We start from the raw sequence: 21,857 nt of genomic DNA, 5'->3' as shown, positions 1-21,857 counted from the left end.
CTAGAGCGGCTTGAATTTCAATGCTGCCGAATTCAGGCAGTAGCGCAACCCGGTCGGCTGCGGTCCGTCCTCAAACACATGGCCGAGGTGGGCATCGCATCTGGCACAGAGGACTTCTGTTCTGCGGGAAAAGAATGATCTATCTTCCCCGGTCCTGATATTCTCCCTGGCAATGGGCTGCCAGAAGCTGGGCCAGCCTGTTCCCGACTCATACTTCGTCTGGGAACTGAAAAGGTCCAGACCGCAGCAGACGCATTGGTATATCCCCTGGCGATGGTTAGCGTTGTACTCGTTGGCAAATGGCTTCTCCGTCCCCTTTTTCCGGGTTACCCGAAACTGTTCCGGAGTCAACTGCTTGCGCCATTCGGCATCTGTCTTCTCAACTTTTCCGATCATGACATATCCTTTTCTTTCCACCGAGTAAACTTTTATTTGCGGCGATGGCGCAGCAAAAGCCACCGTGAAGACCAGACTAATCAGGATTAGATGGAATTTCACGATACCTCCTTGGTCACTAACAGGTTGTTGAAAAACATCATGGGAAGGTCGCTATGCAAGGGTCTCAAGCGAGCGGCAACGTAGCAGAGCGACCCTTTAGGCCCCGCGGGTCCGCAATAGTTTTTCAACAACCTGCTAAGCCGGCGTTTCAATTTTACCCCCTGCCCCCCCCTTTAGCAACGGCCACTGGCGATGCAACTTTCCCTTTCTCTCCACCCAAGGCTGTGGCATAAGTATGCAAAAGACAATGGAGAAGACATGATCCACATCACCGATCCCCTTATTGCAACCTACCTGATGACTCTCCAGCCGGAGGAAGACCCGCGCCTTCTCGCCATGGAAGAGAAGGCGAAAGCCATGAATTTCCCCATCATCGACCGGCAGGTGGGAAGATTCCTCCACCTTTTAACCCTCCTCAAGCGGCCAAAGCTGGTGGTGGAGCTTGGCTCGGGCTTCGGCTACTCGGCACTGTGGATTGCCCGCGCCCTGGAAGATGGGGCTCGGATAGTGCTGACCGAATATGCGGAAAAGAACCTGGCATATGCCAGAGGAATCTTTACCGAGGAGGGTCTGGCGGAGAAGGCGGAATTCCGCACCGGCAATGCACTGGAGCTCGGTCAGGAATATGACGATATCGACATCCTCTTTATTGACATGGACAAGTACCTCTATCCAGCGGCTCTGGAAGCCATGCTGCCGCACCTGGCACCCAAAGCTCTGCTGATCGCCGATAACGCCCTCTGGCGCGGCCGCGTGGTCGAAACCCTGGACACCAAGAATAATGAACCGGTGAAAAAGTTCAACGAGATCATGTCGCGCCACGATAGTTTTTTCACCACCATAGTGCCGGTAGGTGACGGCGTGCTGATCGCATACCGCCTTTCCTGATCTGCCTGCAGCAAGAATCAAAAAATTGACAAACCGATTCGGACGCACTTTTTGCTCAAGTTAACGATGCCGGGTGACGATAAGAAGAAAAGATCGCTGTACAGTGAAGGGGTGTATGTATGGATTCCATGTCAAATGCAGACAAGCTTTTCGCAGCTTTTGGCGACATTCAGTCGCAACGGCAGTTGACTGCCAACTACGCCATGAACGGCGCGCTGCAGGCTTTGCAGGATGGCAAGTACGACAGAGCGGCCTCACAGCTGAAAAGGGTCCTTGCTCTCACCCCTGACTCCACCAATGCCTATAAATATCTGGGCATGGCCTATTCCGGTATGGGAAAATCGAACGACGCCATTGCAGCCTACAAGAATGCTGTCAGGCTGGAGCCCGGTTCTTCCTCGGCCCACAAAGACTTGGGAAATGCCTATCTTGAAGCTAAACGCTACCCAGAAGCGGAGAAGGAATTCCAGGCCACTGCCCGCATTGATTCCACTTCCACCTATGCCCCCTACACCCTTGGATTTCTCTATCTGAACACCGGTCGGGAGCAGGAAGCGGAAGCCCAGTTCAAGAAAGTCATCGCCATAGACCGCAGGGATGCCCATGGATACTATGGCCTCGGCATGGCCTACAGCAAGATGGGCAAATATGATGAGGCCATAGAGCAGCTGCAGATGGCGGTCAAAATCGACAAGGACTTCGCCCTTGCCCATTCGGAACTTGGCAAGGCATATGCGGCTACCACCCAGAAGGACAAGGCCCAGGAAGAGGTGGAGACCCTGAGCACCCTGGACCCTGCCCTGGCCGATGAACTGGGAGGTATTCTCTTCTCTCCCGCCTTCATCATAAACATTTATCAGAAAAACTCCTTCAACACCATCCTCGGTCCGGGCACCAGGGTCGCCGACCTGGATCCGTCCCTGGCAACCCCTTCGGCTTCTAAAGACTTCACCATGGTGCTGCAGTTCAACGCGGAGATGGATGGAGTCTCGGTGCAGAACCTGGCCAACTGGAGCATCTCCAAGGCGGCCGGTGGAACCGGCGGAACCTACAACAACGGCATCACCCTAGATCCCGATGCGGAAATCGCCATCCCTCCCACCCCGCTGATGGTTACCTACGACGCCACCAAGATGCAGGCCACCGTAACCTTCACCCTCTCCCAAAACGAGACCGGCGACGGGGTCTTCGACCCAAGTCACCTGGTCTTCAAGTTCACAGGCACCGACATAAACGGCAAGACCATGGATCCCAATGCCGATGAATTTGACGGATTCGCCCTGGTACCGTTCTAGGAGTAGATGACCCTCAAATACAGATACATCAAATTTGACCTCCTCCCTGAATAATCTCACCCATCTCTTTTCAATTATTTGACACAAAAGAAGCCCCATAGAAAATCTTTGTAAATTCACCCCTTATACCTGTGGCACGACAGTTGCTTTTTATCCTCAGACTATAGGTAAAGGATCAATTGTACATGACGAAATCCGCTACAGCTTTTGCTGATGAGTTGCCTCCCATAACACCCAAGGAGCATCATAATTATGTGGCCTTTTTCCTCACTCTTGCCTGCAACCTTCATTGCGACTACTGCCTTAACCTCCATCAAAACGCCAAACGGTCGGACCAACGGGCAAAGCGGATGCTCTCGGCCGAAGACTGGATCACTGCAGCAAATCGACTGGTGCTGCGAAACGATCTGCCACTCACCCTGCAAGGGGGCGAGCCCACCCTTCACCAGGGGTTTTATCGGTTAGTCAACGAGGCCAATGAAGAAATCAAAATGGACCTCATGACCAACATGATGTTCGACGTGGATGCGTTCATAAAAAAAGTACCGGTCGAACGTTTTACAAGAAATGCCCCCTATGCCGCCATTCGGGTCAGTTACCATCCGGGCCAGAACGACATCGATGACTTGATCCGCAAGACCCTGAAGATGCAGGATGCCGGCTTCCGGGTCGGGCTCTATGGGATCGAGCACCCCGACCCGGAGATCAGGAAGCACATCCTTGAGATACAGGAGAAGTGCCGCAAGCTGGAACTGGATTTCCGGACAAAGGAATTTCTCGGCAACTATAAGGGGAAACTTTACGGCACCTTCAAATTCCCGGACTGCGTGGATGGCGAAAAAACAAAGCATTGCGAGTGCAGAACCAGCGAAATACTGGTCGATCCCGCAGGCCACGTCTACAAATGCCATTCCGACCTGTACAAAGACAGGTCACCCATCGCCCACATACTCGATGCCGGTTTTTCCCAGGAAACCATCGAAGAGTACCGGCCTTGCCGCTATTACGGCGACTGCAACCCCTGCGACGTTAAGGTCAAAACCAATCGCTTTCAGGTCTTCGGCCACACCAGCGTTAACATCCGCAATATCCAAGACAATTTTTCGGTCCCAACGGAAAGGCACCCGACTCCATGAGGAACTATAACTTCGAGGGACATAAACTGGCCTATCACCTGGACCGGGTCAACCAGTACCTGACCACCGGAGACTGTTTTCCCATCTATATGGAGATCAGCCCGGTGGGCAGTTGCAACCACCGCTGCATCTTCTGCGCCTATGACTTCATCGGCTACCCCAACCGCAGGCTTGAAACCGGTCGGACCTTGACCTTCATCGACGAACTTGCCGAAGCAGGTCTCAAAAGTCTGCTCTTCGCCGGGGAAGGTGAGCCGCTCCTCCATCCCGACTGTGGCGCCATGATCCGGCGCGCCAGGAGCAACGGCATAGACGTGGGACTCTTCACCAATGGACAACTGCTGACACCGCAACTGGCGGAGGAAATCCTTCCCCATCTCACCTTTGTCAGGTTCAGCTTCAACGGCGGGACCCCTGAGACCTATGCCCGCATCCACCAGGTAAAACCCGAGGTTTTTGCCACCGTGGTCGAGGCTTTAAAGCATGCGGCGGCAATCAAAAAATCGAATTCTCTCGCCACCACTATCGGCGCCCAATTCGTCCTCCTCCCGGAAAACCTGGCCTCTCTCAAGGAAGCAGCCGCGATCATCAAGGATGCCGGAGCCGATTACCTGGCCATCAAGCCCTTTGTCCAGCAGAGCAGCCGACAGGGATACCAGATGCAGCAGCAGATTGAGGCTGCTCTTTTGGAAGACAGTCTGACAGCGGCGGAAGCCCTGTCAACGGATAATTTCCGTGTCATCGCCAGGAGAGATAGTTTCTCCGGATATGGTCAGCGCCGCTATCGCCGTTGTTTCGGCACCTCATTCATCTCAGTCGTCAATTCGGCCGGCGAAATCGCTTCCTGCCTCCCCTACTGGGACCGTAAGGAATACGTCTTCGGCTCCATCTACGAGCGGCCATTCCGGGAGATCTGGCAGGGGAAAAAACGGCAACGGATAAAGGAGCACCTGGAGCAGCGGCTGGATGTGGCTACCTGCCCCCCCAACTGCCGTCCCAATGCAATCAACGACTTCCTCTACGACATCAGGTACCCGTCCGTAGAGCATGTGAACTTCATCTGACAGAGGCGCCATGTGCACTAAGATACTCGTCATCAAGCTCGGCTATTCGGAAACCCTGGACCCGGAGATCGGCAAGGTCCCAAGCCTGGGGGACGTCCTGCGGACCACACCGATCCTCTCGGCACTGAAAGAGAGATACCCGGATTCCCAGATTACCTGGCTCGTCTCGGAACACGCCGAACCGCTTCTCTACCGCAATCCCTACATCGACCGGCTCCTCATCTGGGACAATTTCGTTCCCTTCCAGTTGATGAAGGAAAAGTTCGACGTGCTGATCAACCTGGAAAAAATACCCGGCGTCTGCGCCCTTACCGACATGATCGACGCCTGGGTCAAGTACGGCTTCCGTTTCGAGACCATCAGCGGCAGCTACCATGCCTATGAAAAGGGGCTCGACTTCATCAGCTACATCGAGGGCAAGCATTCGGGAAATGACAAGAGATTCTGGCAGCAAGTGCTGATCGAAATGCTTGGCGTCCAATGGAAAGGACAGGAGTACGTCATCGGTTATGTTCCGAACACGGAGGAAACCTTCGATGTGGGCCTCAACTTCGAGGTGGGGGCAAAGTGGCCTGTCAAGGGCATGCCCATGGCAAAATGGCAGCAACTGGAAAAGCTCCTGGTCCGCCATGGATACACCGTCTCCTGGCAGGAGGGACGCAAGAACCTCTTCGAATACATGAACTGGATCAATTCCTGCCGGCTGATCATCTCCAACGACAGCCTGGGGATGCACCTGGCCTTCGGCTTCCACAAGAAGGTCATCGGCCTTTTCGGCCCCACCGATCCCAGCGAGGTCTATTTCTACACGGGAGGTAAGCTGCTCCGCTCATCCTGTCGGTGTTCCGCCATGCCCTGCTTCGACGTTCGATGCCGAAGCGGCAAAGAGTGCATGGCCCATTTCCAGACCAGAAATATAGCGGCAGCTGCCGCCGAAATATTAGGAGCCCCCTTAGCCCATGAAAACACCTGCTACCGCATCGCAAATTAGACGGACCATCATCGAAATGGCCAACCGATCCAAGAGCCCCCATGTGGGTTCCTGTCTCTCCTGTGCGGACATCCTGGCCACCCTCTATTGCCGGACCTTGCGTCTCGACCCGTGGCCCGAGCGGGACATCTTCATCCTCAGCAAGGGACACGCTGCCATGGCCCTTTATTCTGCTCTCCATACCTTCGGCATCCTCAGCGATCAGGATATTGAAGGTTACTACCGAGATAACGGCACCCTGCCGGCCCACCTGGACCGCTCCCCCGAGAAGGGGATCGAAGTCTCGGCAGGTTCCCTGGGGCACGGGTTCAACATGGGGATGGGAATTGCCTACGGCTTCAATAAGCAGGGCAACGGGCGCAAGGTCTATGCCCTGATCGGCGACGGCGAAACCCAGGAAGGCTCCATCTGGGAAGGGGCGCTCTTCGCGCCGAAGCTTGGCCTCGGCAACTTTACCGCCATCATCGACCATAACAACCTTCAGGGGTATGGCCGCCCCACGGAAATCTGCGCCTTCGAGCCAATGAAGGAAAAATGGGAGGCGTTCGGCTGGCATGCGCTGGAAGTGGACGGCCACGACCACCGGGAACTCACGTCGGCCCTCGATGAGGACGCCCACGGCAAGCCGAAGGTGGTCATCGCCCGGACGACGAAGGGCAAGGGGGTTTCCTTCATGGAGGACCAGCTCATCTGGCACTACTACGTGGTTACCGACGAGCACAAAGCCGCAGCATTAAAGGAACTGGCATGAGAAACGCCTTCATCAACACCATCCTGGACGCTTGTGCCGGACGAGACGACATCTTCATCATCAGCGGCGACGCCGGGCTGGGTGTTTTCGATACATTCAAGGACCGGCACCCCGACCGCTTCCTAAACCTGGGGGCAGCAGAGCAGAACATGATCGGCTTCGCCGCCGGGCTCGCCATAACCGGCTATAAAGTGGTGCTCTACAACATCATCCCCTTCGTCCTCTACCGCTGCTACGAGCAGGTGCGCAACGACATCTGTTACCAGGACCTGCCGGTGATTCTGGCAGGCATCGGCAGCGGGGTCACCTACGCCCCCCAGGGCATGACCCACTATTCCATCGAGGATCTGGCCCTGGCCCGCACCATGCCCAACCTGGAGGTTTTTTCCCCCATCGACCCGGTGGAGGCCCGGCTTGCCGCGAAATATGCCCTGTCGGCCCGGGCACCCGTCTATGTGCGCCTTGCCAAGCGTGGTGAGCCTGATATTCACCGGCAGCAGGATCTGGACATCACCAAGCCTCAGGTGCTGGCCGAAGGAGAGGCCGTCGCCCTCCTCTGCCACGGCTCCATCGGCGAAGAGGCCATGAGGGCCGTGCAGATCCTCCACGACGCCGGCATCCGCCCCCGTGTCCTCTCCGTGCCCATGGTGCAGCCCTTGAACCGTCAGGCCCTCGCCGAGGCACTGCAGGGAATCGGGGCGGTGCTCACCGTCGAAGAACATTACCGCTCCTGCGGTTTCGGGGCCGCCATGGGTGAATTTCTCAGGGAGAGCGGCCTGACCTGCTCCCTGACCACCCTGGGCGTGCCTTCCCGCTTTATCCACGAGATCCACGACACTGCCGGCATGCGCAGGCTTTTCGGCATTGACGCCGTCTCCATCGCCGCAAAAGTGAAGCAATTGCTCTGAGGAGAGATATGGGAATCTTGAGAGATTATTTCACGCCGCTCCACACCAGCACCAAAAGGGACTACCTGTCCCGCATGTGCGACGACAAGGTGGCGTGCATGAAGGTGGCACGAAAATTCGGCGCCGATTTCTGGGATGGAGAGCGGCGTTACGGCTATGGCGGGTTCAAATACGACGGCCGCTGGAAGCCTGTGGCGGAAAAACTTGTCCGCGATTACCACCTGGCCGCCGACGCCTCCATTCTGGACATCGGCTGCGGCAAAGGTTTCCTGCTCTATGAACTGCGACAGCTGCTGCCGAAGGCACGTATCGCCGGTCTCGACATTTCCGCATATGCCATCGCCAATGCCAAGGAAGAAATCCGTACCAGCCTGTTCCTCCACCGCGCCCAGGACCCCCTACCCTTCGACGACAAGGAGTTCGACCTGGCCATCTCCCTTACCACGCTGCACAACCTGCACCTGCCCGACCTGAAGAAGGCACTGGGCGAAATGGAACGGGTCGCCAAAAGCAAATACATGGTGGTGGAGGGATACCGCACGGAAGAAGAGCTCTTCAACCTGCAGTGCTGGGCCTTGACCTGCGCCGCCTTCTTCACCCCGGGGGAATGGGTCTGGCTCTTTAACGAATTCGGCTACAGCGGCGATTACGAGTTCGTATTTTTCGAATAAGGTGCGTAAATGGGCTTACTTTATACCAGAATGAAAATCTTTCACTTCCCGGAGAAGCTCGCCTCGTTGCCCGCCTCCTCGGAAAATATCCTCCCCCCTGTGAACGTGCGCATCAAGCCGACCAATGCCTGCAACCACAACTGCTGGTACTGCGCCTACCGCGCTGAAAACCTCCAGTTGGGCCAGGATATGAACCTACAGGATTCCATCCCCAGGGAGAAAATGCTGGAAATAATCGACGACCTGATAGCAATGGGGGTTAAAGCGGTCACCTTCAGCGGCGGCGGCGATCCGTTCTGCTATTCGCACCTTCTGGAGGCTGCCCGCAAACTGGCAGAAAGCCCGATCAAGTTTGCCGCCCTGACCAATGGTTCGCGACTCACCGGGGAAGTCGCAGAGGTTTTTGCCCGTCATGCCACCTGGCTGCGTGTCTCCATGGATGGCTGGGATGATGCCAGCTACCGGGAATACCGGGGCTGCGCCGACGGGGAGTTCACCAGGATCATCGCCAACATCGAGGCCTTCAAAAAAATAGGCGGACCCTGCTATCTGGGAGTCTGCATCGTCGTCGACAACAGGAATTATCACCATATTTACGACCTGATCAAGCTGCTCCGCGAAACAGGGGTAAACAGCGTCAAAGTTTCACCCTGCATCGTCAGCAACAACTGCGACGACAACCATAAATATCATCAGCCCCTGTTCCATGCGGTCAAGGAGCAGACCCAGCGGGCCCGCCAGGAACTGGTCAAGGACGACTTCGAGCTTTACGACGCCTACCACTACCAGCTGGGCACCTTCAACAAGGAATACCACTGGTGCCCATATCTACAGATCGTGCCGGTCATCGGCGCCGACCTCAACGTCTATTCGTGCCACGACAAGGCCTATAATCTTCAGCAGGGATTGCTCGGTTCCATAGCCAAAACCTGCTTTAGAGACTTCTGGTCCAGCGACAAGTCACGCTTCTTCCGCATCGACCCGAGCCGTGACTGCAACCACCACTGTGTGGTCGACAGCAATAACCGCATGGTCCTGGAATACCTGGACGTGGACAAAAACCACCAGGATTTCGTCTAATGACCGAGATTCGTACCATAGCCATCTTCGGCAGTTCCGGAAAGGTGGGGTCGGCCCTGTCAACCGCATTCGCAAAGGGGCGATACACTTTGGTTCCCATTACACGGGCCACTTGTGACGTACGTGATCACGACCAGGTAAGACGCCGGCTGCAGCAAATCAAACCGGAGCTGGTAATAAATGCCGCCGCCTTCAACGGCGTTGATGCCTGCGAAAAGGATCCGCACCAAGCCTTGCTTGTTAACACCCTCTTTCCCCGGCTGCTGGCCGAGCTTTCGGCAAGTCAGGGTTTTCTGCTGGTTCACATCAGCAGTGATGCGGTTTTCAGCGGCACCGGCCGGGAAACCTATGCCGAATCCAGCGCCGCCAGCCCCATTAACCTATATGGTTTCACCAAGTACGGGGCTGACTGCTTCATCACCGCCATTGCCCACCGTTATTACATCGCGCGCATCTCGGTGCAATTCGGCATCACCACAGGCAGCCCCCAGTTCGTAGAAAAGATGCTGGAGCGGATGCAGCGGAGCACGGAGCCGCTCCGCATCTCCAATGACATTGTCGCCTCACCCAGCTACAGCCAAGACGTGGCGACGGCAATCAGGGGGCTGGTTGAGGAAAAGCGTCCTTTCGGCCTTTATCATCTGGTCAACGAGGGGGAGGCATCGCTCTGGGAGCTGATCCAGGAACTGGATAGGATCATGGGGCTGAAAGCGGCGGTGAAGCCGGTTTCCCATGAGGTTTTTCCCTCTCTGGGGCTGAAAAACCGCCATACCCCACTGCGGTCGGAGAAGGTACCGCCGCTCCGTCCCTGGCGGGAGGCACTGCGCGCCTATTGCACCGAATTACAGCCGGAAAAAGGAAGGATACATGGCTGATACCACCTATCGCATGGATGGACACAAGCTTTATTGGCATCTGGACAGAGTGAACGACTGGATGAGCGGCAAGAGGATTCCACCGCTGCACATCGACGTTGGGTTGAGCAAGGGATGCAACATCAAGTGCCACTATTGCTTCGGCGTCGTTCAGGGCAACCGTTATGAGCAAGGGAAGGAAGTCTTTTTCCCCAGGGAGCCACTACTCCGCTACGTTAGCGAGGCAGGTGAAATGGGTGTCAGATCCATGGCCATGATCGGGGAGGCGGAGCCGTTGCTCAACCCCCATGTTTATGAGGCAATCGTTGCGGGAAAGCGGGCGGGGGTCGACATGGCCCTGGGAACCAACGGCGTCTTATTCGATACGAGCCGCCAAGGAGAGGAGGCGCTGGAACACCTGACCTGGCTGCGCTTCAATATCAGCGCAGCATCAGCCGGCTCATACCAGCGTCTGCACAACAGCCCGGACTTTGACCTGTTGGTGGAAAAGATACGTTTCTGCATTGCAAGGAAAAAAGCGCTCAACTCCGCCGTTACCATCGGTTTTCAAATGGTGCTCACTCCGCAGGACATTGACGAGGTTATGCCGCTTACCTCACTGGCAAAGGAACTGGGGGTAGATTACCTGGAAATCAAACACTGCGGCGACACTGTGCAAAATGACTTGGGCATCTTCAACAAACTGGACCAGTACGATCAGTTCCGGGACATCCTCCTGCAGGCAGAGGAACATTCCACCGACACCTTCAAAGTGGTGATAAAGTGGGGCAACATCAACCGGAAAGGAAAGCGCAGCTATAACCGCTGCCTCGGCGCCCCTTTTCTCCTCTACTCCAGCGGCGACGGCAAGCTCTACCCTTGCGGCATGTTCTTCTCCTACCGGGAACCGGAATTCTGCCTCGGTGACCTGACCAGACAGTCATTCAAGGCCATCATCGAGAGTGACGCCTACTGGCAGACCATGAAGCGGATCGAGACGGAGATCAAGGTCCATGAGGAATGCTACGCCAGCTGCAAGACCAACGCTATCAACGAATTTCTCTATACACTGAAAAACCCGCCGCAGCACATCAACTTCATTTAGGAGCGGAGCATGGAAGACAAATATATCAGCGAACACATTGAATATAAGGACGAGGAGCGGATACGCCTGGGCATGATGTCCAGTCATCGCTGGCGCATGGACCCCAAGGTGCTGCTTTTCTCCATGGCCCGTTACAAGTTCATCGCCAAAATGCTTGCCGGTAAGAAAGACCTGCTGGAGGTGGGTTGCGGTGATGGCTGGGGCACCAACATCGTAGCCCGGGAAGTGGGCTCCATCCATTGTGTCGACATGGACCCGGTACTGATCAAAGAATGCGAGGAGATGCGAACCAATGAGCGTATAACCTTCGCCCTCCACGACTTGCGCAAGGGGCCGGTTTCGCCGGCGCGGGATGCGGTCTATCTGCTGGACGTACTGGAACACCTGGAAAAGGAGGACGAGGATGCATTCCTGAAAAACGTCGCCGCCTCGATCACGGCTGATGGCGTCTGCATCGTCGGCATCCCCAGCCTGGAAAGTCAGGAATACGCCTCCAAGCCGAGCCGAGCCACCCACGTTAACTGCAAAAGCGGCAACGATCTGAAAGCGACCCTGGAAAAGTACTTCAAGAATGTCTTCCTCTTCAGCATGAATGATGAGGTAGTGCATACCGGCTTCAGCAAAATGGCTCATTACCTGATCTGTCTTTGCGTCGGGGTGCGCTAGCCCATGCACCGGGTAGCTGTCATTCTCCTCTACGACCGGCAACAGAAAGTCCTGCTGCAGCACCGAACGGATGACGCCCCCTTCTTTCCCGGATACTGGGCTTTTTTCGGCGGCGGTTGTGAGGAGCATGAATCACCAATTGCAACGGTAATCCGCGAAACGGAGGAAGAACTCTGCTACCGTCTAACCGCCCCTCGATTCGTTTTGGAACAACCCTTTTCCGTACAAGGACTCCAATGCCGGCTGTATCTGTTCATGGAACACTACCGGGGGGACAAAAATGCCCTGCAACTCTGTGAAGGGCAAAATTGGGGATGGTTCGGACCGGGGGAAACGGAAGACCTGCTCATGGCCGAACATGACCGGCGGGCACTTCAAGCGGCACGTGAACTGATAGCTCAGGAACAACTTGATTATGATCATTGAGACTCAACATAGTAGTGACACCAGGCGCAAGCGACTGCTGCTCGCTTACCCCAACATGCGCTGGCACAAGGATGACAGCGTCACCCTCTGGAACCTTGATCCGACCACCCTCTGCCTGTTGGCAGCCGTCGTTAAGGATCTGGTGGAGGTAAAAGTCCTCGACGCCCAGTTCCACAACATGGATCAGGAAGCTTTTAAGGCAGAAATCGCCGCTTTCGCCCCCGATTATGTGGGCCTATCCCTCCTCACCAGCGAATACGAACAAGCCCTCTACCGAGCCGCCAGGCTGGTCAAGGAGGTGGATCACGCCATTACCGTCATTGCTGGAGGGGTCCATGTCACGACCATGCCCGAGCATGTACTGGAATGTTGCCCCAGCATCGATTACTGCGTGGTCGGAGAGGGAGAGCATGTGCTGCGGGAGCTGCTGCTGCACCTGCAAGGACGGGGTCCCCTGCCGGAAAAAGGCCTTGCCTTTGGACATGACAAACTGGTGGTACAGCAGCAGGCCATGGTTGACGACCTGTCAGTGCTTCCCTGGCCCGATTATGAACTGGTGGACTACGCAGCCTACATCGAGAAGCCCCAGCGCAGTTTTACCTCAAACATGCCCCCTGCCTATCCATACGTGCGCATGGTCACCACCCGCGGCTGTCCCTTCGGTTGTACGTTTTGTCAGGTGGAAACCATCGCCGGGCGCCGGGTGAGAACCAGAGATCCGGTGGATGTGGTCGATCAGCTTTTTTTTCTCAAGGAGCGCTACGGCATCGGCTCCATCGTTTTCGATGAAGATAACATCCTGCTGGGAGAAAACGACTATGCCCGGCGCCTGTTCCAGGAGATGATCGACCGCAAGCTGGAACTGAAGTGGATTGCCTCGGCCTTCGCCCTCTTCCTCATCACAGATGAGTTGCTGGAACTGATGAAGGAGTCTGGCTGCGTCGGCATCAACGTGGCCATCGAATCGGGCAATGAGCGGGTACTGAAAGAGATCGTCAATAAGCCGATCAAAAACCTGGCGGCCATTCCAGAAATCATCGCCAAGGTCCAGGCAAAAGGTATTTACTGCATTGCCAACTTCATCATCGGCTTTCCCGGCGAGACCTGGGATGAAATCCGGGAGACCGTGGCCTTCGCCGAACGGTGCGGCGCCGATTATGTGAAGATCTATGCCGCCGTCCCCCTCTATAAAACGAAGCTGTACTACTTGGCCAAGGAACAAGGACTTTTAGTCTGCAATGAAGCCATTCCCAAGGTGGACTGGCGTTACGGCCAGATAACCTCCAAGGAGTGGACAACTAAAGACGTGAGTATCCTGCGGGCCTACGAATGGGACCGCATCAACTTCGCCCCTCACAAGATTGAACGGTTGTTGGAAATTACCGGTGCAACTGAAGATGAACTGAAGACAGTGCGAAAAAACACCAGGGACAATCTGGTCTGGTAAAGACGAAACGAAACCACCCACTGTAGAGGTAGGGCATGTACATTCTCGGACTCTCATTCGATTATCACGACTCGGCAGCCGCCCTGCTCAAGGACGGCAAAGTAATCGCCGCAGCCCAGGAAGAGCGTTTCACCCGGCTGAAGAATGAGCCAGGCCTGCCTGTGCAGGCGGTTAAATTCTGCCTGGAAACGGCCGGCATCACGGCTGATCAGGTGGATCACGTAATCTTCTATGAGAAACCTTTTTTAAAATTCGAGCGTATCGTCAAATCGGCAATGCCCAGCTTGCCCGGAAGCAGGGCATACTTCTCCAACACCATAAGATCCTGGATCAAAAAAGGAAAGTTCACCCCGGAGAGCAGGATTGCGGCAGAGTTGGGCTTCTCACCCAAACGAGTGCGTTTTGTCAAACATCATGAATCCCATGCCGGCGCTGCCTTTCTTTGCTCTCCATTTGATAAAGCCGCCATTGTTACCGTCGACGGCGTGGGTGAATTCGAAACCTTGTCTATCTCATACGCCGACGGGGGAATGATCGAGCGGCTGACCTCCCTTGACCTGCCCCATTCCCTGGGGCTCTTTTATAGCGCCTTTACCGCATGGTTAGGCTTCAAGGTCGACGAAGACGAGTACAAGGTAATGGGCATGGCCGGATTCGGAGCCCCGCGCTTTTTTGACCAGATAATGCCCTGGTTCAGCCTGGAGAACGATGGAACCTTCCGTCTGGATCAAGAATGCTTCAATTTCAAATGTCCTGAGACAGTGCCTTACACAGACCGGCTAGTCCAGCTGTTTGGTCCGCCGAGGCAACCGGAGACCCCCTTCAGGATCAAACCGGCAGACGATTCCCCGGAAGAAGCTGCCCATGTTGAGAAGTGCCGGTACTATGCTGACATTGCCGCCAGCATCCAGAAGTGTACCGAAGAGGTCCTGCTCCATGTGGTGGGGACAGCCATCAGACGCACCGGCTGTAGCAATGTTTGTATGGCTGGAGGGGTGGCGCTCAACTCGTTGGCCAACGGCAGGCTTAAACGGGAACTGAACTGCAGGCTCTATATCCATCCTGCAGCCGGGGACGCTGGAGGAGCACTGGGCGCAGCTCTCTATTACAACTTTGCGGTGCTGAAGAACCGAAATCACCTGCCGCTCACCTCCATGTACCTGGGCAAAGCGCACCGGAACGAGGAGATAGAAGCTGCTTTGAAAAGCACCTATACCCCTTATTCCTACTATTCGGACCAGCGGCAGTTGATTCAGGAAGTGGCACGGTTACTTGCCGCTGGCAAGGTGATTGGCTGGATGCAGTCCCGTTTTGAATGGGGGCCACGGGCGCTTGGTTGCCGCAGCATCCTGGCCGATCCGACCAATCCGCAGATGCAGGCCATCGTCAACGAGAAGATCAAGTTCCGGGAACCGTTCCGGCCGTTTGCACCCGCCGTGCTGGAGGAACGGGCCGATGAATTTTTCGACATTGGCGCCATCCACTCCCCCTGCGATCCCGAATACTTCATGCTCTCGGTCTGCAAGGTGCGGGAGGAAAAACGGGCGCAGATCCCCTCGGTCACCCACGTGGACGGCACTGCACGGGTACAGTTGGTAAACCGCCATACCAATCCCCTCTACTATGACCTGATCAGTGAGTTCAACAAACTGACAGGAGTGCCAGTCATTATGAATACCTCATACAACCGCCGGGGGGAACCCATCGTCAACAACGCCTTCGACGCGCTGAAAACCTATGAGTGGAGCGACATGGACTGCGCTGTGCTTGGAAGTTACCTGATCATAAAGGACAAATAAATGGATGCGCTGCTCTTGTTGCCAAAGGATGTGACAAACAAAGCCCAAATCGACCGGGTCAGGCTTTCGTTGGCATATAGGCTGAAGGTTGAGGATACGCTGATTATCGCCGCCAGCTACCGTTGCCATGAAGCGTGGCAACGGGAACTGGCGGAAAATATCCAACCGCTGGAGACTCTTGAACTGGATAAGTTCGGGCTGATTGCCTACTGTGATTGCTCCAACGAGTATGTGGCCTACACCCGGGTCAACAAGGGGCCCTTGAACGAAACATACCCATACTTCGAGGGGGTGCCCAACGAACTGGTTATCATGCTCGACAAGATCTACGACAAAAAGCCGAAGCTCATCTACTATTATGCCCTTTCCTCAGGAAAGCTCTTCCACCCCCCCTTTTCCGTGATCAACCAGCAGGTGGACAAACACCTTTACACTCATGTTTATAATGCACTTGGAGAGCGGTTGGATAACCGCTACTACTTCTTTCCGTATACCTACCTCTACCGCTGCACCGGCATGGGACCCACCAACGAGTTCGGCTTCAGGATACCCCTTGATACCGACCGCTACCTTGGGAGAAACCCTAAGCACAAAGTCATTGCTGTTTTTGGCGGCTCCGCCGCCTGGTCATATTACAATCTTTTCGAAGAAACATTCGCTGTTCAGCTTGAAAACAAGTTAAACGCCTACTGCACAGCACATGGCCTGGACACCCATTTCAGCGTGGTCAACTTCTCCCAATTGAGCAATGTGGTTCTTGATGAAATTTTCAACTATATGCTGTACTGCCAGAAATTACGGCCGGACATCGTTATCGCCCATGACGGCTTTAATGACCTCTTCTACGGCCAAATGTCGGATCCGTATCTGCTGAACACCCAGTGCATCACCTACCATTTCAACATGGAGCGATGGTCACAGATACTGCACAACACCAAGGACCTTGATCTTCCCCAGATGTTGACACCAGGAGCCATTCTGGCAAAGAACACGCCGCGGGCGGTGATAAAGTCATATCTTTCCCGTCTGCTGCAATTCGAGGGTCTGGCGAAATCATCTGGAGCGACGTTTATTTCCGGCCTGCAACCTACTGTCTATAGCAGGAAAACCCCCTCTCCTGTCGAGCGGAAGTTCATAGACCTGTACGTCAAGCCGGAAAACTGCGGCATGTCAGAACAGTTCAACAACATGCCCTTTATCTATGACAAGTACCAACAGGAAATAGCGGGCAAGCTTGCTCATTTCATCGATTTCGACAAGCACTTTTTCCAGCTTGGTGAAGATGCCACCCTTTTCGGCGACATCATGCATACCTCCCCCGAAGGAGAAGAGCTTATCGCTAGCACCTACTGCACCTACATTACCGAAAATCTGAGCAGGTTACTCTAAACTGCCGCCATGAGGTTTTGCCATGCCCTATCGAGTTTCTAATTTTTCTTTCCACTACTGGCTGCAGGTGCTTACGGGAGCAATCAGGGACAAGCGGATCATATCCGCCGTCACCATTATGATTTGCCTGCCCTACTTCATAGGGACAAAGGAAGATCAGTGCCCGGACCGGGAAGAGCGCAACCCCTTCGTTTACACCATGCAATGAGCTCATTTCCTTCCCCGTATTTGAACTGGAGCCCTTATGCTTGACAGTGCGGATGTGCTGGCGCCGGCACAGCGACTGTTGTCGCTAAATTTCATGTTCACAGAAAAATGCAATCTGAAATGCGTCTATTGCCCGCAATTTTCAGAGAACCGCCCCATGATGGACACGCCACCAGAACTGCTCCGGACAATCGTCGACTATATCGTCAGGAATCGGATCCCTGCCGCAGGTGTTGGTTTTTATGGCGAAACCCTGTGCTTTAAAGGATGGGAAGGGTATATCCGGGCATTGCTGGATGCAGGCGTCAGCATGTCCCTCTGTTCCAACTGGAACCATAAGCTGACCGCTGAAGAAGCAAGAGTGTTGAGCAGGTTCAGCTTACTGCAGTTCAGTATCGATACTACCGACCAGGACCTGCTCCGCGCCCTTCGTCCTCCTGCAGACGCCAGGACCATCATCTACAACATGCACCTCATCCGCAGCCAGGCCATCGTCAACGACAACCCTGCGCCGACCATTATGTGGTGCAGCGTACTGAGCCAGCGCATCATTCCCCATCTTTGCAACTTTATCGCCATGGCGGTCTCCAACGGAGTCAACAGGATCAGCTTCAATGAAATCGAGTATTACAAGGAGTCATCACGGGAACTGTTGAGCATTTTCGATCTGCAAGGCAGCGATTTTGTAGCTGCTGCCGATGCCATCGAGGGAATGGATCTCCTGGCCAAGAAAAACGGAGTGGAGATCACTTATGCCTTCAACTCCTTCCTTGATGTGGTGAAGGCAAGAAAGGCCCAGGAATTGAGCCAGCATGTCCAAATGCACGGCGACGACAGCAGTAAGATGTGCCGCCTGCCGGTCAAGGGCATCCAAGGAACCTCCAGCCACCTGTCGCTGGCCGCAACCACCATCGCCCCTGATGAGAATCAGCGCCGCACCAGGCTTTGCCTCGCCCCTTGGACCAGCGCCTATATCCTTGCCGATGGCACCGTCTGCACCTGCTGCGTCAGAGGGAAGTCCATGGGGCGAATCACGGCAAATATCGATCTGGACGCCGTCCTGCAAGGGGAGCTCTACCGTGAGTTCCGCTGGCGGCTTTTAACCGGCAACATTATCGACAATGCCTGTCTTGCCTGCCCGGTAACACCCATTGTCCAGGCTGAGGAACTGCTGTACCAGGTTAACAACCTGCTCGGGAACTACGTCGATGAGATATGATCTGATCACAATTCTCTGGGGACCCGGATACACCGGGTATTTTCTGGAAATCGTTCTCCCCTCCCACCTCGCCAAGGGAAACCTGGAGGCTTTTCGTGGGAAGAACTCCAGGTACCGGATCTTCACCACCAGTAAGGACGCCGAAATCATCAGGGGGGCAGCGCCTTATCAGGCCCTTTCGAGCATGATGACCACCGAGATTTTTCCAATCGATTTTCTGGACGCCTTCGAGAAATACAAGCGGATGACCCTGTGTCATAAAATCGCCATCAAGGAAGCGGAAGAAATCGGTGCAACCATGCTCTTCCTGCCGCCGGACGTCATTTTTGCCACCGGTGCCTTCGCCAACCTTTTGTCCGTTGCTGAAGAAGCCATGGCCATCATGATCGCTGTGCCACGGGTGGTAAAGGATGCAGTCACTCCTTTGTGCCTGGCAGCGAAGGACACTCCGGTCGAACTGAATATCCAACCACGCCATATGGTGCAGATGATGCTTTCTCACCTACATCCTACTGCCAACGCCCTCTTTTACGATACCAGGCAAGCCAGCATCTGGCCTTCGCAAATCTATTTCAAGGTTCCGGAACAGGGCTTGATCGCGCACTGTTTCCATCTGCACCCAATCCTGGTGCGCCCGAGGGTCAACTCAGTGGCCTTTGATGTGACCATCGATGGCGACTACCTTCTCGCTTCATGCCCTGACAGCAGTGAAATCGCAGTAATTACGGATTCGGATCTGGTAATGGCTATGGAACCCTGCGACGACAGCTATGGTCCTTCTCCGTCCAGCAGTTCCTACCAATTGGACAAGATAACTGAATGGGCGGCCACCAACGCCAACCAGCATCATCGCCATTTCTTCACCAGAAAAATCTGTTTTCACAGCGGCGAAACCAATTCCCCCGAATGGCTGAAGATGAAGGAAGCCTCTGAAATGTTCGTCAGTTACATCACTGCCTGGTTGGGGCGCAGCGGGAGCGGCCGATGACTGGGAAAACAATGCCCTCGTTTCTCAACTCACTGAAAGATATCCCCGCCGGTGCGCGGCTCTGCCTCTATGGCGTAGGGGAGGGATGCCTGCATCTCCTGCAAAAACTGCAGTCTACTCGTCCCGATGTAGTCGTCATCGCCCTGATTGATGATGCCCGAAAAAATTTGACCCTTACCATACCGTTGGTCACCCTGGAAGAAATCGATCGTCTCTCCTGTGACCTCATCCTCGTCACCTCGGTCTACTGGATCGATATCTGCCAAAAGCTCAAAACAGCCGGCTGTACGGAATTCGTGGTGGCAGCACCCGACCTCCTCTTCGAGCACCTTATTTTTGATGACAGCGAGTTGAAACTCTGGGCCCGGCAGATTGCTCAGACATCGGCACTGCTCTCTGATGCTCAACAGAAGGCCCTGTACAACCTGGTGGTGACCAGCCGGACTAGACAACCGGAATACCAACAAAGGTTGCATGATTATTTTCACGCCCACCGTTCCAGCATGGGGCGGGAGTACCTGGAGTTCATCAACAGCGGCGATCTTCAAACCATCATCGAAGGGGGAGTTTTTGACGGCGCCGATACCCGGGAATTCGCCCGTTGCTTGTGTCCCGGCGGCACCGTGCATGGGTTCGACCCGAATCTCGCCACCCCTTCGCCCTTAAGTTCTTCTCAGATCAGCCTTTACCCCATGGCCCTCTGGAGCAGTCGGACATTCCTGCCTTTTTTTTCCAACCGGGACAATCCCCCAGGCGCGCGGATTGTGACCGACATGGCAGAGCAGGACGAAGTGCAGCAGGTGCCGGCTATCTCCATCGATGAATTTACGACAGAGCAGGCACTGGAAAGGGTGGACCTGATCAAACTCGATGTGGAGGGGGCAGAAGCGGAAGTCCTTCAGGGCGCCATTGCTACGCTCAAGCGGCACCGTCCACAACTGGCGGTGTGCATCTACCACAAGAAGCAGCACCTGTTCCAGGTTCCGCTTCTTCTGAATTCAATGCTCCACGGCTACCACTACTATCTCGGCCACTACTCCCCAACCTTCTGGGATACCGTCTGGTATGCGGTGCCCGAGGAAAAGGATTATCGACACCATGGCAGAAAGTGAAATTACAAGCATGCTTCCCATGCTGCGTCAGGCAGACCTCCTGCTCAACAAGGGCTTGGTTGAGGAAGCAGTAGAATTCTACATTCGCATCATCGGCATGGCGCCCCATCAGATGGATGCCTATGCCCGCCTTGGACATGCCTACCACTTAATCGGCAGTATTAAGGAAGCTGCGGCCGCTTACCTCAAGGTGCTATCCTTTGACGATGTGGATGCCGGCACATACTGCGGGATTGCTGAATTTATACGAACCGGAGAAAAACTGAAGACCGAGGATGAGTCTACCTACAACCGGCTGGTCGAGCTGTTCATCGACCATATGTTGCAGCAAACGGTCAGGGGCTCCGCTGATACCTCAAAACTGGTGGTTACCTGGGATTTCAGATCGCAGCCCTATTCCATTGGCGACCTGATTCTGCTGCAACAGGCAGCCAATTGTATTTGCCTTGCCCATGGCATTACCCAAGCCAGAACGTACCTGCTTTCTGACAGAGAAAACCCTGCCCGGCCGTCGTTCCGCGCCCTTGGGGTTAACGGGGAAAATTACCTCGATCACATCATCAGACTGCTACCAGTCTTTCTTCTCTGTAACGAAGCACCGGCACTGACCCTGGAACATGATGAAGATACCGCTCTTCAATCCATGGCTGCCCCAGACGCGGTTGCCTGGCCCACAGTCCCCCTTCTGAAGAGTATGCTCGATCTGAATCTGCCCACCTTCCGGCTATTGAACATGTTTTACGAGCAACAAAAAATGTTGCCGGAATTCAGGATAAGGGGGTCGCTTGCCAGGTGGGCCAGGAACTTTATCGAAGAAAATGCACGGGGATATATTCCAGTTGCAGTCCAAATGCGCAAGACCAAAAGCTACAACCTCAGCAGGAACAGCAACATCGAGGCATGGTCTGAATTCTTCAGCCACTGCCACAGCCACCTGCCGGTTAAATTCTTTGTCATTTGCGCTGCAAGCGAAGTGGACGAGCAACTTCGGGCACATGAAAACGTGGTGATCGCAAAAAACAGCAGAACGACCGTAGATCAGGATCTGGCGCTAATAAAGGAATGTGCCGCTTTCATGGGAATTTCTTCCGGCCCGGCCACGGTGGCCTTTTTCGGCAACCGCCCCTATTCAATTGTTAATGCGCACCTGGAACAGAGCCTGGTGCCCCTCCTGAAAAAGGAACCCTGGGGCTATTCCTTTACCTATGCAAAAAAGAACCAGCGGATTATTGCAAGCGGAAACGAAACCTGCGAGCTGCTGGTGCGGGAATTGGGGATTCTGCTGAAAGACCTAACTTCAGACGGCGAAAGAAACATCGATCGGTTACTCTCCGATAAGGACACCGACCTCAGGCTGCATTGA

The 21,857-nt window shown here is 54.8% G+C and carries 22 protein-coding genes; 21 read left to right on the top strand and 1 reads right to left on the bottom strand.

Annotated elements, in window-relative coordinates; genetic code table 11:
* Complete coding sequence (msrB, locus tag GEOB_RS03345; RefSeq protein WP_012645767.1) at nt 1-498, bottom strand: peptide-methionine (R)-S-oxide reductase MsrB; 498 nt, start codon at nt 496-498, stop codon at nt 1-3.
* Nucleotides 499-756: 258 nt separating this feature from the next.
* Between msrB and GEOB_RS03340 the strand changes: the two genes are divergently transcribed.
* From GEOB_RS03340 to GEOB_RS03240, 21 genes are all read left to right on the top strand, one after another.
* The gene (locus GEOB_RS03340) at nt 757-1,386 is read left to right on the top strand and encodes an O-methyltransferase (RefSeq protein ID WP_012645766.1); all 630 of its coding nucleotides are present in this window, start codon (nt 757-759) and stop codon (nt 1,384-1,386) included.
* A 119-nt stretch (nt 1,387-1,505) separates the two neighbouring features.
* Nucleotides 1,506-2,681, top strand: a complete 1,176-nt coding sequence (locus tag GEOB_RS03335; RefSeq protein WP_012645765.1) for a tetratricopeptide repeat protein — start codon at nt 1,506-1,508, stop codon at nt 2,679-2,681.
* 185 nt (nt 2,682-2,866) lie between these two features.
* Nucleotides 2,867-3,817, top strand: a complete 951-nt coding sequence (locus GEOB_RS03330; RefSeq protein ID WP_012645764.1) for a radical SAM protein — start codon at nt 2,867-2,869, stop codon at nt 3,815-3,817.
* A complete protein-coding gene (locus GEOB_RS03325) occupies nt 3,814-4,881 on the top strand; it encodes a radical SAM protein (RefSeq protein WP_012645763.1) in 1,068 nt (355 codons plus the stop codon). Before GEOB_RS03330 ends, GEOB_RS03325 begins: the two co-directional genes overlap by 4 nt.
* Nucleotides 4,882-4,891: 10 nt before the next feature.
* Nucleotides 4,892-5,872, top strand: coding sequence for a glycosyltransferase family 9 protein (locus GEOB_RS03320; RefSeq protein WP_012645762.1), 981 nt, complete (start codon nt 4,892-4,894; stop codon nt 5,870-5,872).
* Nucleotides 5,841-6,623 carry a transketolase gene (locus GEOB_RS03315; RefSeq protein ID WP_012645761.1) on the top strand — a complete coding sequence of 261 codons (783 nt, stop codon included), beginning with the start codon at nt 5,841-5,843 and terminating at the stop codon, nt 6,621-6,623. The genes GEOB_RS03320 and GEOB_RS03315 overlap by 32 nt, the downstream gene beginning before the upstream one ends.
* Nucleotides 6,620-7,531, top strand: a complete 912-nt coding sequence (locus tag GEOB_RS03310) for a transketolase family protein (RefSeq protein ID WP_012645760.1) — start codon at nt 6,620-6,622, stop codon at nt 7,529-7,531. The genes GEOB_RS03315 and GEOB_RS03310 overlap by 4 nt, the downstream gene beginning before the upstream one ends.
* Nucleotides 7,532-7,539: 8 nt before the next feature.
* On the top strand, nt 7,540-8,202 hold the full coding sequence (locus tag GEOB_RS03305; protein WP_012645759.1) for a class I SAM-dependent methyltransferase: 663 nt from the start codon (nt 7,540-7,542) through the stop codon (nt 8,200-8,202).
* A gap of 9 nt (nt 8,203-8,211) precedes the next feature.
* Nucleotides 8,212-9,282: a radical SAM protein gene (locus GEOB_RS03300; RefSeq protein WP_012645758.1), complete on the top strand. Its 1,071-nt coding sequence runs from the start codon at nt 8,212-8,214 to the stop codon at nt 9,280-9,282.
* A complete protein-coding gene (locus tag GEOB_RS03295; RefSeq protein ID WP_012645757.1) occupies nt 9,282-10,157 on the top strand; it encodes an SDR family oxidoreductase in 876 nt (291 codons plus the stop codon). Before GEOB_RS03300 ends, GEOB_RS03295 begins: the two co-directional genes overlap by 1 nt.
* A complete protein-coding gene (locus tag GEOB_RS03290) occupies nt 10,150-11,241 on the top strand; it encodes a radical SAM protein (RefSeq protein ID WP_012645756.1) in 1,092 nt (363 codons plus the stop codon). The genes GEOB_RS03295 and GEOB_RS03290 overlap by 8 nt, the downstream gene beginning before the upstream one ends.
* 9 nt (nt 11,242-11,250) lie before the next feature.
* Nucleotides 11,251-11,907 carry a class I SAM-dependent methyltransferase gene (locus GEOB_RS03285; RefSeq protein ID WP_012645755.1) on the top strand — a complete coding sequence of 219 codons (657 nt, stop codon included), beginning with the start codon at nt 11,251-11,253 and terminating at the stop codon, nt 11,905-11,907.
* Between the two features lie 3 nt (nt 11,908-11,910).
* On the top strand, nt 11,911-12,333 hold the full coding sequence (locus tag GEOB_RS03280) for an NUDIX hydrolase (protein WP_012645754.1): 423 nt from the start codon (nt 11,911-11,913) through the stop codon (nt 12,331-12,333).
* Entirely contained in the window at nt 12,323-13,780 is a 1,458-nt protein-coding gene (locus GEOB_RS03275) for a B12-binding domain-containing radical SAM protein (protein ID WP_012645753.1), read from the top strand. The genes GEOB_RS03280 and GEOB_RS03275 overlap by 11 nt, the downstream gene beginning before the upstream one ends.
* Nucleotides 13,781-13,815: 35 nt before the next feature.
* Nucleotides 13,816-15,579 carry a carbamoyltransferase family protein gene (locus GEOB_RS03270; protein WP_012645752.1) on the top strand — a complete coding sequence of 588 codons (1,764 nt, stop codon included), beginning with the start codon at nt 13,816-13,818 and terminating at the stop codon, nt 15,577-15,579.
* The gene (locus GEOB_RS03265) at nt 15,580-16,968 is read left to right on the top strand and encodes a hypothetical protein (protein ID WP_012645751.1); all 1,389 of its coding nucleotides are present in this window, start codon (nt 15,580-15,582) and stop codon (nt 16,966-16,968) included.
* 22 nt (nt 16,969-16,990) lie between these two features.
* Nucleotides 16,991-17,176: a hypothetical protein gene (locus tag GEOB_RS03260; protein ID WP_012645750.1), complete on the top strand. Its 186-nt coding sequence runs from the start codon at nt 16,991-16,993 to the stop codon at nt 17,174-17,176.
* Between the two features lie 36 nt (nt 17,177-17,212).
* On the top strand, nt 17,213-18,394 hold the full coding sequence (locus GEOB_RS03255; RefSeq protein ID WP_012645749.1) for a radical SAM/SPASM domain-containing protein: 1,182 nt from the start codon (nt 17,213-17,215) through the stop codon (nt 18,392-18,394).
* Nucleotides 18,384-19,382: a hypothetical protein gene (locus tag GEOB_RS03250; protein ID WP_012645748.1), complete on the top strand. Its 999-nt coding sequence runs from the start codon at nt 18,384-18,386 to the stop codon at nt 19,380-19,382. Before GEOB_RS03255 ends, GEOB_RS03250 begins: the two co-directional genes overlap by 11 nt.
* Nucleotides 19,379-20,494: an FkbM family methyltransferase gene (locus GEOB_RS03245; RefSeq protein WP_012645747.1), complete on the top strand. Its 1,116-nt coding sequence runs from the start codon at nt 19,379-19,381 to the stop codon at nt 20,492-20,494. Before GEOB_RS03250 ends, GEOB_RS03245 begins: the two co-directional genes overlap by 4 nt.
* Nucleotides 20,481-21,857, top strand: a complete 1,377-nt coding sequence (locus GEOB_RS03240) for a tetratricopeptide repeat protein (RefSeq protein ID WP_012645746.1) — start codon at nt 20,481-20,483, stop codon at nt 21,855-21,857. The genes GEOB_RS03245 and GEOB_RS03240 overlap by 14 nt, the downstream gene beginning before the upstream one ends.

The sequence above is a fragment of the Geotalea daltonii FRC-32 genome, from assembly GCF_000022265.1.
GTDB lineage: Bacteria > Desulfobacterota > Desulfuromonadia > Geobacterales > Geobacteraceae > Geotalea > Geotalea daltonii.
Note: the sequence above shows the minus strand (reverse complement) of the source record. Positions and strands in the feature narration are given on the sequence as shown.

Coding starts and splice junctions, on each gene's coding strand:
- GEOB_RS03340 (WP_012645766.1), top strand. CDS start 757: ATGATCCACATCACCGATCCCCTTATTGCAACCTACCTGATGACTCTC.
- GEOB_RS03335 (WP_012645765.1), top strand. CDS start 1,506: ATGGATTCCATGTCAAATGCAGACAAGCTTTTCGCAGCTTTTGGCGAC.
- GEOB_RS03330 (WP_012645764.1), top strand. CDS start 2,867: ATGACGAAATCCGCTACAGCTTTTGCTGATGAGTTGCCTCCCATAACA.
- GEOB_RS03325 (WP_012645763.1), top strand. CDS start 3,814: ATGAGGAACTATAACTTCGAGGGACATAAACTGGCCTATCACCTGGAC.
- GEOB_RS03320 (WP_012645762.1), top strand. CDS start 4,892: ATGTGCACTAAGATACTCGTCATCAAGCTCGGCTATTCGGAAACCCTG.
- GEOB_RS03315 (WP_012645761.1), top strand. CDS start 5,841: ATGAAAACACCTGCTACCGCATCGCAAATTAGACGGACCATCATCGAA.
- GEOB_RS03310 (WP_012645760.1), top strand. CDS start 6,620: ATGAGAAACGCCTTCATCAACACCATCCTGGACGCTTGTGCCGGACGA.
- GEOB_RS03305 (WP_012645759.1), top strand. CDS start 7,540: ATGGGAATCTTGAGAGATTATTTCACGCCGCTCCACACCAGCACCAAA.
- GEOB_RS03300 (WP_012645758.1), top strand. CDS start 8,212: ATGGGCTTACTTTATACCAGAATGAAAATCTTTCACTTCCCGGAGAAG.
- GEOB_RS03295 (WP_012645757.1), top strand. CDS start 9,282: ATGACCGAGATTCGTACCATAGCCATCTTCGGCAGTTCCGGAAAGGTG.
- GEOB_RS03290 (WP_012645756.1), top strand. CDS start 10,150: ATGGCTGATACCACCTATCGCATGGATGGACACAAGCTTTATTGGCAT.
- GEOB_RS03285 (WP_012645755.1), top strand. CDS start 11,251: ATGGAAGACAAATATATCAGCGAACACATTGAATATAAGGACGAGGAG.
- GEOB_RS03280 (WP_012645754.1), top strand. CDS start 11,911: ATGCACCGGGTAGCTGTCATTCTCCTCTACGACCGGCAACAGAAAGTC.
- GEOB_RS03275 (WP_012645753.1), top strand. CDS start 12,323: ATGATCATTGAGACTCAACATAGTAGTGACACCAGGCGCAAGCGACTG.
- GEOB_RS03270 (WP_012645752.1), top strand. CDS start 13,816: ATGTACATTCTCGGACTCTCATTCGATTATCACGACTCGGCAGCCGCC.
- GEOB_RS03265 (WP_012645751.1), top strand. CDS start 15,580: ATGGATGCGCTGCTCTTGTTGCCAAAGGATGTGACAAACAAAGCCCAA.
- GEOB_RS03260 (WP_012645750.1), top strand. CDS start 16,991: ATGCCCTATCGAGTTTCTAATTTTTCTTTCCACTACTGGCTGCAGGTG.
- GEOB_RS03255 (WP_012645749.1), top strand. CDS start 17,213: ATGCTTGACAGTGCGGATGTGCTGGCGCCGGCACAGCGACTGTTGTCG.
- GEOB_RS03250 (WP_012645748.1), top strand. CDS start 18,384: ATGAGATATGATCTGATCACAATTCTCTGGGGACCCGGATACACCGGG.
- GEOB_RS03245 (WP_012645747.1), top strand. CDS start 19,379: ATGACTGGGAAAACAATGCCCTCGTTTCTCAACTCACTGAAAGATATC.
- GEOB_RS03240 (WP_012645746.1), top strand. CDS start 20,481: ATGGCAGAAAGTGAAATTACAAGCATGCTTCCCATGCTGCGTCAGGCA.